Genomic DNA, 12,210 nt, shown 5'->3' on the forward strand with positions numbered 1-12,210 from the left:
GACGGCCCGGCCACCTGCAGAGGTGACCGGGCCGTCGGACGGAGGACGGGCCTCCTGGCGGTGCTGGGTGCTACGCGTCCTGGCGCTTCAGGCGGGCGTAGCTGCGCTGGCGGGCCTGCGCGTCGAGCTCGACCTTGCGGATGCGGACCGCGTCCGGGGTGACCTCGACGCACTCGTCCTCGCGGGCGAACTCGAGGCACTCCTCGAGCGACAGCTGCCGGGACGGCGTCATCGACTCGAACGTGTCGGCGTTGGCCGACCGCATGTTGGTGAGCTTCTTCTCCTTGGTGATGTTCACGTCCATGTCGTCGGCGCGCGAGTTCTCGCCGATGACCATGCCCTCGTAGACCTCCTCGGTCGGGTTGACGAAGAACGTCATCCGCTCCTGGAGGTTCGTGATGGCGAACGGGGTGACCACACCGGAGCGGTCGGAGACGATCGAGCCGTTGATGCGGGTCTGGATCGAACCGGCCCAGTCGTCGTAGCCGTGGAAGATCGCGTTGGCGATGCCGGTGCCGCGGGTCTCGGTGAGGAACGACGTGCGGAAGCCGATGAGGCCACGCGACGGGACGATGAACTCCATGCGCACCCAGCCGGTGCCGTGGTTCGTCATGTTCTCCATGCGGCCCTTGCGCGCGGCCATGAGCTGCGTGATCGCGCCGAGGTGCTCCTCCGGCGTGTCGATCGTCATGTGCTCGAACGGCTCCTGGAGCTTGCCGTTCTCGTCGCGCTTGGTGACGACCTGCGGCTTGCCGACCGTGAGCTCGAAGCCCTCGCGACGCATCTGCTCGACCAGGATGGCGAGTGCGAGCTCACCACGGCCCTGGACCTCCCAGGCGTCCGGACGGCCGATGTCGACGACCTTGAGCGAGACGTTGCCGACCAGCTCGCGGTCCAGGCGCTCCTTGACCAAGCGGGCGGTGAGCTTGTGGCCCTTGACCTTGCCGACGAGCGGCGAGGTGTTCGTGCCGATCGTCATCGAGATCGCCGGGTCGTCGACCGTGATGGTCGGCAGCGGACGGACGTCCTCCGGGTCGCTCAGGGTCTCACCGATGGTGATCGTGTCGAAGCCGGCGACGGCGACGATGTCACCGGGGCCCGCGGACTCGGCCGGGAAGCGGTTGAGCGCCTTGGTGATGAGGAGCTCGGTGATGCGGGCGTTGACGACGGTGCCGTCGTGCTTGACCCACGCGACCGTCTGGCCCTTCTTCATCGTGCCGTGGAAGATGCGCAGCAGCGCGAGGCGGCCGAGGAACGGCGAGGCGTCGAGGTTGGTGACGTGCGCCTGCAGCGGGTGGGCGTCGTCGTACGTCGGGGCCGGGACGTGCTGGAGGATCGCCTCGAAGAGCGGCTCGAGGTCGTCGTTGTCCGGCAGCGTGCCGTCCTCGGGCTTGTTGCGGCTCGCGGCGCCGGCGCGACCCGAGGCGTAGACCACGGGCACGTCGAGGATGGCGTCGAGGTCGAGGTCCTCGACCTCGTCCGACAGGTCGGAGGCCAGACCGAGGAGCAGGTCCTGCGACTCGGAGACGACCTCGTCGATGCGGGAGTCCGGGCGGTCCGTCTTGTTGACGAGCAGGATCACCGGGAGCTTGGCCGCGAGGGCCTTGCGGAGCACGAAGCGCGTCTGGGGCAGCGGGCCCTCGGACGCGTCGACGAGCAGGACGACGCCGTCGACCATGGAGAGGCCGCGCTCGACCTCACCACCGAAGTCGGCGTGGCCGGGGTGTCGATCACGTTGATGGTGATGCGGCCGCCCGGGTTGAACTCGTCGGCGTGCTTCCCGTTGTAGAGCACCGAGGTGTTCTTCGCGAGGATGGTGATGCCCTTCTCGCGCTCGAGGTCGTTCGAGTCCATCATGCGGTCTTCGCCCTCGAAGTGGGCGTCGAACGAGTTGGTCTGCGTGAGCATCGCGTCGACGAGGGTGGTCTTGCCGTGGTCGACGTGTGCCACGATGGCGACGTTGCGCAGGTCGGACCGAGTGGCGAGCGCCATACAGGACATCCTTTTGTGTTCGGAAGATGATCGGGCGAGCGCCCGGTTTCGGGACCGGCCCGAAGGTGTTCGGGACGAGCCCGAGGAGTGCGGGACGGTGCCCGACGGAGTTCGGGACCATGCCCGACTCGCCAGTCTACCGGTAGTCCGCAACCAGGAGGAGTACAGCACATGAGCCGACGGCGAACGTGGACCGAGATCACGGTCGTGCTCATGCTCTCGCTCGGCGCCAGCGCGCTCTGGTCCGTGCTCCAGATCATCGACGACCTGTCGCAGACCACACCGCTCGGCGAGCAGAGCACGGCGCTGAACAGCTCGACGACGACCGTGCAGTACGTCGACCTCGCACGGCAGCTGCTGGGCATCGCGGTCGACCTCGCGCCCGTCGCGCTCGTCTGCATGCTGCTCTGGAGTTCGTCGCGCCCGCACCTCGGGCGACTCGGCATCGACCGGTTCCGCGTCCGGCCCGACCTCGGCGGCGCGGCCCTCATGGCGCTCGGGATCGGCATCCCCGGCCTCGCCCTCTACTTCGGCGGGCGGGCGCTCGGCATCACGGTCGCGGTCGACCGGCGGCACTGGACTCGTACTGGTGGACGATCCCGGTCCTGCTGCTCTCGGCCGTCCGGTCGGGGCTGCAGGAGGAGGTCATCGTCGTCGGCTACCTCTACTCCCGGCTGGGCGACCTCGGGTGGGGTCGGTGGCAGGTGATCCTGTCCACCGCGGTCCTGCGCGGGAGCTACCACCTGTACCAGGGGTTCGGGGCGTTCGTGGGGAACGCGGTGATGGGCGTCGTGTTCGGGTGGATCTACACGCGGTGGGGCCGGCTGCTCCCCCTCGTCATCACGCACGTGCTGCTCGACGCGACCGTCTTCGTGGCCTACCCCTTCGTCGCGCGGGCGTTCCCCGGCCTGTTCTCCTGAGGCGCCCTGGCGGTGCGGGGGCGCCGTTCTCCACTGCTCCCTCGACCGCTCGTCCGCCCCGACGCTGAAATGCTACGTTCTACGCATCAGCACGAGCGATGTGGGGGACGATGGGGATCGAGTTCGACGACGCCGCGGCCGTGCGGCTGCTCACGTGTGCGACCGAGGTCGCACTGTCACTCCGAGCGGGTGCCGCCGGACGACGCACCAGCGCCGAGGACGCGCTGCACGACTTCCACGGCGCGTACGCACGACTCTTCGAGCAGGCGCACACGATCGAGTCGGAGGACCGGGTCCGCCTGGTCCGGGCGCTCGACGACCTCGCCGGGCAGCTCCACGTCGTACGGCGCCAGGCACACGACGAACAGCGTCGGCAGCACGACCTGGCAGCCTGGCACGAGCGTGAACGGCAGCGCGACCGGGTGCTCGTCGGCGTCGGGGCACCGTTGCGACCCGCGCTGGACTGGAGCGACGCGGTGGTCGACCCGGAGCCGTCCGAGACGCCGGTCCGCCCGACGCCGCTCACGGCACGGTTCCGCGCGCGCACCCGTGTCCGGACGAGCAGCGGGGGCTCCGGCGGACGCAGCGGCGCGGACCCGGAGCGCCTTCGCCGGGCCGCTGCTCGCGCCCGTGCACAGGACGCGGCCACCGCCCAACAACTCAACCGGGTGCGGAACGGCTGGGTGACCTTCACCCGGACGTGCGCGTGGGTGCCCGTGGGCGACGCGACCCTCGTGTCGGGGTTCGAGGATCACCTCGCCGAGAACGCCGCGGACGCTGCGTGGCTGGAGCGGATCGCGGACGCCTTTGCCGCGGCGGGAGGCGGGTCACTGTCCGACGGCGTGCTCGACGTGGCCGGGGCGTCCCGACTGCCCCGGGAGCTCGAGCGTGTCCTCGACCCGTCGTCGACCACCGTCGAGGTCGCGGCGGCCTGGCGTGCGCTCGGCCTGTCCGGCCAGGACGTCGACGCGTTGCCGCTGACGACGAAGCTCCAGCTCGCCGGGCTCGACGGGCTCCCGGCAGCGGTACGGGACACCGCTTCCCGCGCGGTGCTCCGAGCAGCGGTCGCGGATCCGGGGCGGGTGTACCGGATGCTCGGGCTCCCGTACACGTACGGCGCGGTCGGCCTCGAGGAGTTCACGCGGCAGGTCGAGGCGCTGCGGGACGGGCTCGAACGCGCTGACCAGTCGGCTGCCAGGCTCGCCCCGCCGTCGGCGCAGGTCGCGCAGCTGGTCGGGTTCGGAGCCTCGAACGGCGCGCTCGTCGCGGCGATCTCGCTCGGGGACCTCGACACGGCCTCGAACGTGACGGTGAACGTACCGGGCGCGACGACGACGGTCGGGAGTGCTCCGGAGAAGGTGCGTGCTGCACACGGGCTCCTCTCGACGGCAGCACGTCAGGGCCAGGAGTCGTCGTTCGCTGTCGTCTCCTGGTTCGGCTACCGAGCGCCGTCCTTCCCCGAGGTACCCGGCCAAGGCCGAGCGAGCACCGGTGGGGCGAACCTGGCTTCGTTCCTCGACGGCACCGTGGACAGTCGCGCGGACTCCCCTCCGCGCTCGGTCACCGTCCTCGGGCATTCCTACGGATCGACGACAGCTGCGGAAGCACTCGCCCAGACACGTCACCGGATCGACTCATTCGTCACGTACGGCTCGGTCGGGTTCACCGACGCGACGAAGCCGGACCAGCTCAACGTCGACCGTGTGTTCGCTACCGAGGGTCAGAACGACCACGTTGCGGCCCTCGGTCGGTCAACGCGAACGGATCCTCGGAATCTCCCCGAGGTCGAGGTCTTCTCATCCGAAGCTGCCCCGGTACGAAGGCAGTCACGGGCCACGACATGCACCCAGAGCACGGAGTCGGGTACCTCTCGTCCGGGTCGACGGCTGCACGCCACATCGCCGAGATCATCGCGAACGGGAAGCCACGATGCAGATCATGACCACAAAACTGCTCGCGATCGCCGTCGCTGCCCTGATCCTCGGGTTGACGGTCAGCTGCACAGCAGGAGGAAGACCCATGCCGAAGGACGCAGCCGGTCTAACACGTGCCGATGTCTCGGAACTCGATCTGCGCCAGGAATTCAACCGGTACCGGGAGCACTACGAGGAGATGCAACGAGTACTGGCTGCGGCACAGCGCGCGGTCCACGAGGGGGAGTGGGACTGGAACGGTGGCGACGACAACCCGCAGATCGGTGGCGACGGCCGCGCTCCCCTTCCCGGCGCGGACGTCGACAACAGCTACTTCCTCGAGTCGAGCAGAGCCTGGACCCCGGAGGGAGCCACGGGTTCCAGAGCAGACCTCGACCCGATGATCGACTACTTCGAGCACCGCGGCGCGGACATGCACATCGAGCGGATCGCCGACACCTACTACCTCGTCGGCAGCGTCCGTGACGGCTGGCACGTCGAGTACTTCATCCAACCGAGCGGCCGCTACTCCCTCACCGTGTCGAGTGACCTCTTCTGGACCAACAACGCCAACGCACTCGCGAGGGCGGTGTTCGGCCGAGCATCACTGCGATGGCCGGATCGCTCTTCTCCCGGTGAGTACCCGGAGCCGCCGACCTGGGACGACCCGGTCGTCAACCACCCGAAGATCTGAACGGGCGGCCGCGAGCCAGGGACGGACGGGAGGCGGCGCGCGGTCCGTGCGCACAGCCTCCTGTCCGGCATCCCGCTACGCCGCGATCGAGGGCACCTTCTCGGGGTAGTGGCACGCCGCCCGGTGGTCGACGTCCTCGCCCCGACGCGGCGCCTTCTCCGGCTCGTCCTGCTCACAGCGGCGCCGCTCGTCCTCGGGGAGGAGCGAGTAGAGCGGGCAGCGCGACCGGAACCGGCACCCGGTCGGACGCTCGGTCGGGCTGGGCGGGTCGCCCGGCAGCAGGATCGTCTTCCGTGCTCGCTCGACCGCCGGGTCCGGCACCGGCACGGCCGACATGAGCGCTGCCGTGTAGGGGTGCATCGGGCGCTCGAAGACCTCGTCGACGGCGCCCTCCTCGACGGTCCGGCCGAGGTACATGACGCTGACGCGGTCGGCGACGTGGCGGATGACCGAGAGGTCGTGCGACACGAACAGGTAGGACAACCCCAGGCGCGCCTTGAGCTCGGCGAGCAGGTTGAGCACGCCGGCCTGGATGGACACGTCGAGCGCCGACACCGGCTCGTCGAGCACGACGAGGTCCGGTTCGACCGCCAACGCCCGGGCGATCGAGATGCGCTGCCGCTGACCACCGGAGAACTCGTGCGGGTACCGGTCGGCCTCGGCCGCCTGCAGCCCGACGAGTTCGAGCAGTTCGGGCACCCGGTCGGCGATGCGCGACGCGGGGGCGCCGATCGCGCGGAGGGGTTCCGCGACGACGTCGTACACCGACATGCGCGGGTCGAGGCTGGCGGACGGGTCCTGGAACACCATCGAGATGCGCTGGCGGAGCGCTCGTGTGCCCGCAGCGCCGCGGGCGGTTGCGTCGGCCAGGGACTCCCCGAAGAGTTCGACCGCACCCGCTTCCGGCCGCTCGAGGTCCATGAGCTGGTGCAGCGTCGTCGACTTGCCGGAGCCGGACTCCCCCACGAGGCCCAGCGTCTCGCCGCGTCGGATGTCCAGGTCGACGCCGTCGACGGCGTAGACCTCGCCGACCTTCCGCCGGAAGACCGCGCCCTTGACGAGCGGGAAGGTCTTCGTGAGCCCGTCGACGTGCACGACCGGCTCGCGGTCGGCGCGTGCGGTGGGCGAGACGGCGCCGTGGTCCGGGATCACCGGGAGCGAGAAGATGCGCCCGGCGTCCGCGTGCGCGGCGGCGACCTCGGCGGTGCGGTGGCAGGCGGCGGTGTGGTCGAGCGGTGTGCCGGGCTCGGCTGGCCGGGAGGCGCTGGTCGCGGCCGTCACGTCGGCGCCGGCCGGTGCCCCGTCCACGATCACGGGCGGTGCGAGCACGGGCTCGGTCGACCGGCAGACCTCGCTGACCAGCGGGCACCGGGCCGCGAACGGACAGGCGTCCGGCAGGTCGATGAGCGACGGCGGCGACCCCGGGATCGGCACGAGCGGCGACCGGTCGGTGGCATCGAGGCGCGGGAGCGCGCCGATGAGGCCGATCGTGTACGGCATCCGCGGACGGGCGAAGAGCTCCTCGGCCGAGGCCGTCTCGACGATCCGCCCCGCGTACATCACCGCGATCCGGTCGGCGATGCCCGCGATGACCCCGAGGTCGTGGCTGACGAACACCAGCGCGGCGCCGGTCTCCCGCTGGGCGGTCCGGAGCACCTCGATGATCTGCGCCTGGATGGTCACGTCGAGCGCGGTCGTGGGCTCGTCGGCGAGGATCACGTCGGGGTCGTTGGCCATCGCCATCGCGATCATCGCGCGCTGCCGCATGCCGCCCGAGAACTCGTGCGGGAAGGCGTCGACCCGGCGACCGGGCTCGGGGATGCCGACGAGCTCGAGGAGTTCGATCGCGCGGGCGCGGGCCTCGGCCTTCGACGCGCCCCGGTGCAGCCGCACGGTCTCCGCGATCTGGTCGCCGATCGTGTAGACGGGCGTGAACGCCGACAGCGGGTCCTGGAACACCATCGCGACCTTGTCGCCGCGCAGCCGGCTCATCTGCTTGTCGGAGCGACCGAGCAGTTCCTCGCCGTCGAGCTCCACCGAGCCGCTGATGCTCGTGGTGTCCGGCAGGAGCCCGAGGACGGCCATGCTCGTGACCGACTTGCCCGACCCGGACTCACCGACGATGCCGAGGACCTCGCCGCGCCGGAGATCGAGGTCGACGCCGCGGACGGCGTGCACGGTGCCGCGCGGGGTCGGGAAGCGCACGTGCAGGTCGCGCACGCGCAGGATCGGCTCCGTGCTGGTCGTCGCCGTCGTCGACCCGTTCGTGATGGTGCTCATGCTGCTTCCCCGGTCGTCCGCGACGCTCATGCGCCCGATCCGGCCTGTGTGTTCAGGGCGGCCACGTCGACGGCCGCCTGGTTCTGGTCACGCCGACGGTTCCGCTTCTCGCGCTTGCCCGTCGTCGAGGTCGGGTCGAGCGCGTCGCGGAGCCCGTCACCGATCAGGTTGGCGGCGATGGCGAAGACCACCAGCGCCCCGGCGGCGAAGTAGAACAGCCACGGGCTGGTCAGGGCGTTCGCCTGGTTCTGCGCGATGAGCGTGCCGAGCGAGACGTCCGGTGCCTGCACCCCGAACCCGAAGTAGCTCAGCGTCGTCTCCCCGAGCACCGCCGTGGCGACCTGGATCGTCCCGTCGATGATCAGGAACGACGCCACGTTCGGCAGGATGTGCCGGAAGATGATCCGGAACGGCCCGATGCCCATGTAGCGGGCGGCCCGGACGAACTCGCGCTCCTTGACCGACAGCGTCATCGCCCGGACGACCCGTGCCGTGATCATCCAGCCGAAGACGGTGATGAGCACCACGAGGACGATCCACCCGGCGTTCTGGATGCGCGGGCTGATGATCGCGATGATGAGGAACGACGGCAGCACGAGCAGCATGTCGACGAAGAACATCACGATGCGGTCGACCCAGCCGCCGAAGTACCCGGCCGCGGCGCCGGTGATCGCGGCGATGGCGGTCGAGAACACCGCGACCAGCAGGCCGATGAGCAGGCTCTTCTGCATGCCGCGGGCGGTCTGGGCGAAGACGTCCTGGCCGATGCCGTTCGTGCCGAACCAGTGCGCGGCGCTCGGCGGACGGGTGAAGGACGTGTAGTCGATCTGCGAGTACTGCCACGGGCTGACGAGCGGCCCGAGGAAGGCGAAGGCGAACAGCAGCACGACCACGACGACACCGATGCCGGCGCCTCGGTTCATGAAGAGTCGGCGCACCGTCTGCACTGCCCGGTTGCCCTGGCGGGTCGAGCGGGCCGGTGTGTCGCTGCGGGCGACGAGCGTCGGGTCCACGGGTTCGATCCGGGTGTCGGTCATCTCAAGCCCTCCTGACGCGCGGGTCGAGCGCAGCCGTCGCGACGTCCGCCAGGAACCCGGCGACGAGCACCACCACCGCCGCGAAGAGCGTGTAGGCGGTGACCACGTTGACGTCGTTGTTGTTCACCGCGTCGATGAACCAGGAGCCCAACCCGTTCCACGCGAAGATCTTCTCGGTCAGGGTGGCACCGGTCAGGATGCCGAGGAAGCCGTAGGCGAAGAGCGTCGTCATCGGGATGAGCGCGGTCCGCAGCCCGTGCTTGAAGGTCGCCCGGCCGCGGGTGAGCCCCTTCGCCCGGGCGGTCCGGAGGAAGTCCGAACCGAGCACGTCGAGCATCGTCGCCCGCTGGTACCGGCTGTAGATCGCGATGAGGCCGACGGCGATCGAGATCGTCGGCAGCAGCAGGTGCGCGCCGCGGTCGAGCAGCAGCGTCCACGGGGTGCCGTCGAGCCCGGGGGTCGCCTCGCCGGTGAAGTTGATGAGCTGCGTGCCGGCGTCCTGGTTGAGCTTCGTCGCACCGATCTTCAGGAACACCGCCGTCAGGAAGACGGGCGTGGAGAACAGCACGATCGAGATCGCCGCGCTGACCCGGTCGGAGATCCGGTACTGCCGGATGGCGTTCCACACGCCGACCAGCACCCCGAGCACGATGCCCGCGACCGACCCGACGAGCAGCAGCCGGAGACTCACCCCCAGCCGCGGGAAGAACTGCTCGTTGACCGAGCGGTCCTGGATGGTCTGGCCCAGGTCGCCGTGCACGACGTCGCCGAGCCAGTGCGTGTACCGGACGACGACGGGCGTCTTGTCGTTGACGCCGATCGAGTCGAGCTTGGCGTCGATGACCTGTGCTGACGGGGCCGGGTTGCGCTGCGCATAGACGGAACGGGGGCTGAACGTCGCCGACGCGAGGAAGTAGGTCAGCGAGGTCGCGAGGAACACGAGCACGACGTAGTACACGAGTCGCCGCCCCAGGAAGCGGATCATGGAGGCCACCTTAGAGCCCGGTTTGTTTCCGGTACATGTCGCGGATCGTCCATCCGTGTAACGAAAGGACTCCGGATACAGAAAACGCCGTCTACCCCCGCCGAGGGGCCTAGGCTCATCGACAACTTCCAGAGGGGAACGACATGAAGCACAGGAAAGTCCTCGCCGTGACGGCGGCCCTCGCCGGCATCGCGCTGGCCGTCACCGGCTGCTCGGGTGGGTCCGGCGGCAACGGTGCCTCCGGCTCGGACGACTCGGGCAAGAAGACACTGCCCACGTCGGCGCAGATCAACGCCGCGCCGGTTTCCGACCTCGAGGACGGCGGCACGCTCCGGCTGCCCATCTCGCAGTGGATCTCGCAGTGGAACTACAACCAGGTCGACGGCCCGCTCGTCGACGCGTCGACGATCGAACAGGCGACGATGCCGTTCATCTACACGATCGACGGCAAGGGCGCACCGACGCTGAACACGGACTACGTCTCGAAGGCCGAGGTCACGAGCGAGGACCCGCTGACGATCTCGTACACGATCAACGACCAGGCGGAGTGGAACGACGGCACGCCGATCACCTGGCGCGACTTCGAGAACGAGTGGAAGACCACGAACGGGACGGATGACGAGTACCTCGTCGCCGGGTCGACCGGGTACGAGGACATCGAGTCGGTGGCCAAGGGCGCCTCCGACAAGGACGTCGTCGTGACGTTCGCGACGCCGTTCTCGGACTGGAAGTCGCTGTTCAGCCCGCTCTACCCGGCCAGCCAGACCAGCACGCCGGAGCAGTTCAACAACGCCTACAAGGGCAAGGTCCCGGTGTCCTCCGGTCCGTACGAGATCACGGACCTGGACGAGACCGCCGGCACCGTCACGATGAAGCCCGACGACAACTGGTGGGGTGACCAGCCGAAGCTCGACCAGGTCGTCTTCCGCTCCCTCGACGGCAACGCCGACGTGGACGCCTACCTGAACAAGGAGATCGACTCGGTCCTCACGACGACGTCCGAGCGCTTCGACCGGGTGAAGGACGCGAAGAACACGAAGATCCTCGCGTCGACGTCGGCCCAGTACACGCACGTCGACTTCTCGTCGAAGGGCCTGCTCAAGGACAAGCAGCTCCGGCTCGCGATCCAGCACGCCGTGAACCGCGACGCGCTGGCGCAGGTCATCGGCGGCACCCTGCCCTACAAGCTCGGCACGCTCGACAACCACCTGTTCCTGTCGACCGACAAGGGCTACCAGTCGAACATCGACCCGAACGCCACGTTCGACGTCGAGAAGGCGAAGAAGCTGCTCGACGACGACGGGTGGAAGACCGACGGGACCTACCGCGCGAAGGGTGGCAAGCCGCTCACGATCGCGATCACCATCCCGTCCGGCGCCCCGACCTCGCAGCAGCTGGCGCAGGTCATGCAGCAGCAGCTCAAGGAGATCGGCGTGAAGCTCACGCTGAAGTCCGTCGCCACCGACGACTTCTTCGAGCAGTACGTCACGCCCGGCAACTACGACATGACGATCTTCGTCTGGGGCGGCACCGGGTTCCACTCCAGCAGCGCGACGATCTACACCTCGGGCGACACCGGCCAGAACTACGGCCGGGTCAGCTCGAACGCGATCGACAAGCTGACCAAGCAGGCGCTCTCGGAGCCCGACTCCGACAAGGCGAACGCCGTCTGGAACAAGATCGACGAGCAGGTCTGGGCGATCGGGCACTCGATGCCGATCACCGCGAAGCCGGCGCTCGTCGCGCAGAACCCGAAGCTCGCCAACTACGGCGCGTTCGCGGGTGCGCAGAACATCGACTGGACGAAGGTCGGCTTCACGAAGTAGCCGACTGACGACCGGGGAGGGGCCGAGCGCGCTGCGCTCGGCCCCTCCGTCGTCATCCCGCCGTAGGGTGGCGCCATGGCCATCCCCGAGATCGGGTCCGCGGCGCCGGGCTTCACCCTCCCCGGCATGATCGTCCGCGGCGGAGTCCGGACCGACGACGAGTACTCGCTCGACGCCGAGGTCGGGCGCCCCGTCGTCCTGGCCTTCTACCCGGGCGACGCGACCCCGGTGTGCACCGCGCAGCTCTGCTCGTACCAGCAGGAACTCGACGACTTCCGCGACGTCGGTGCGGTGGTTTGGGGCATCAGCCCGCAGGGCCTCGACTCGCACGAGGGGTTCGCACGCGGCTCCTCCCTGACCTTCCCGCTGCTCGCCGACGTCGGCGGCGACGTGATCCGCGCCTACGGTGTGCGGGCGCCCGGCCTCGGCCTCCGACGGTCGGTCTTCGTGATCGGACCGGACGGCATCGTGCGGTGGCGCCACATCGGGCTCGTCGGCCTGCGGTTCCCCTCGGCCGAGACCATCCGCGCGCAGGTCGACCTCCTCGTCGATTGACCGTTGAC

Annotated in this window: 9 protein-coding genes and 2 pseudogenes; 6 read left to right on the forward strand and 5 right to left on the reverse strand. The window is 69.4% G+C overall.

What is annotated here, in order from left to right:
- Window positions 1-70: 70 nt before the first annotated feature.
- A pseudogene (gene typA, locus KM842_RS08940) lies at window positions 71-1,992 on the reverse strand (translational GTPase TypA).
- Window positions 1,993-2,163: 171 nt separating this feature from the next.
- On the opposite strand from typA, the gene KM842_RS08945 reads away from it, so the two are divergent.
- Entirely contained in the window at window positions 2,164-2,700 is a 537-nt protein-coding gene (locus tag KM842_RS08945; protein ID WP_367397724.1) for a hypothetical protein, read from the forward strand.
- Window positions 2,640-2,912: a CPBP family intramembrane glutamic endopeptidase gene (locus tag KM842_RS16035; RefSeq protein ID WP_367397718.1), complete on the forward strand. Its 273-nt coding sequence runs from the start codon at window positions 2,640-2,642 to the stop codon at window positions 2,910-2,912. The genes KM842_RS08945 and KM842_RS16035 overlap by 61 nt, the downstream gene beginning before the upstream one ends.
- A 176-nt stretch (window positions 2,913-3,088) precedes the next feature.
- Here the strand turns inward: KM842_RS16035 and KM842_RS08950 are convergent, their stop codons facing one another.
- Window positions 3,089-3,310, reverse strand: coding sequence for a hypothetical protein (locus KM842_RS08950; protein ID WP_216257656.1), 222 nt, complete (start codon window positions 3,308-3,310; stop codon window positions 3,089-3,091).
- 693 nt (window positions 3,311-4,003) lie between these two features.
- Between KM842_RS08950 and KM842_RS16040 the strand changes: the two are divergent.
- Window positions 4,004-4,645: pseudogene (locus tag KM842_RS16040) on the forward strand (alpha/beta fold hydrolase); the annotation flags it as partial.
- Between the two features lie 205 nt (window positions 4,646-4,850).
- Window positions 4,851-5,519 (forward strand): hypothetical protein, encoded by a 669-nt coding sequence (locus tag KM842_RS15860; protein WP_253206061.1) that lies wholly within the window; start codon window positions 4,851-4,853, stop codon window positions 5,517-5,519.
- A gap of 75 nt (window positions 5,520-5,594) precedes the next feature.
- Here KM842_RS15860 and KM842_RS08965 read toward each other — a convergent pair whose 3' ends face one another.
- From KM842_RS08965 to KM842_RS08975, 3 genes are read right to left on the reverse strand one after another with little or no spacing between them, the layout of a single operon-like run.
- Window positions 5,595-7,799 (reverse strand): ABC transporter ATP-binding protein, encoded by a 2,205-nt coding sequence (locus tag KM842_RS08965; RefSeq protein WP_216257660.1) that lies wholly within the window; start codon window positions 7,797-7,799, stop codon window positions 5,595-5,597.
- Between the two features lie 26 nt (window positions 7,800-7,825).
- Window positions 7,826-8,836: an ABC transporter permease gene (locus KM842_RS08970; RefSeq protein ID WP_216257661.1), complete on the reverse strand. Its 1,011-nt coding sequence runs from the start codon at window positions 8,834-8,836 to the stop codon at window positions 7,826-7,828.
- A 1-nt stretch (window position 8,837) separates the two neighbouring features.
- Entirely contained in the window at window positions 8,838-9,821 is a 984-nt protein-coding gene (locus tag KM842_RS08975) for an ABC transporter permease (RefSeq protein ID WP_216257662.1), read from the reverse strand.
- A gap of 143 nt (window positions 9,822-9,964) precedes the next feature.
- Here KM842_RS08975 and KM842_RS08980 point away from each other — a divergent pair, with 143 nt between their 5' ends.
- Both KM842_RS08980 and KM842_RS08985 read left to right on the forward strand, forming a co-directional pair.
- Window positions 9,965-11,647, forward strand: a complete 1,683-nt coding sequence (locus KM842_RS08980; RefSeq protein WP_216257663.1) for an ABC transporter family substrate-binding protein — start codon at window positions 9,965-9,967, stop codon at window positions 11,645-11,647.
- Between the two features lie 75 nt (window positions 11,648-11,722).
- Window positions 11,723-12,202, forward strand: coding sequence for a peroxiredoxin (locus tag KM842_RS08985; RefSeq protein ID WP_216257664.1), 480 nt, complete (start codon window positions 11,723-11,725; stop codon window positions 12,200-12,202).
- Window positions 12,203-12,210: the final 8 nt, after the last annotated feature.

The organism is Curtobacterium sp. L6-1 (assembly GCF_018885305.1).
Taxonomy (GTDB): Bacteria; Actinomycetota; Actinomycetes; order Actinomycetales; family Microbacteriaceae; genus Curtobacterium; species Curtobacterium aetherium.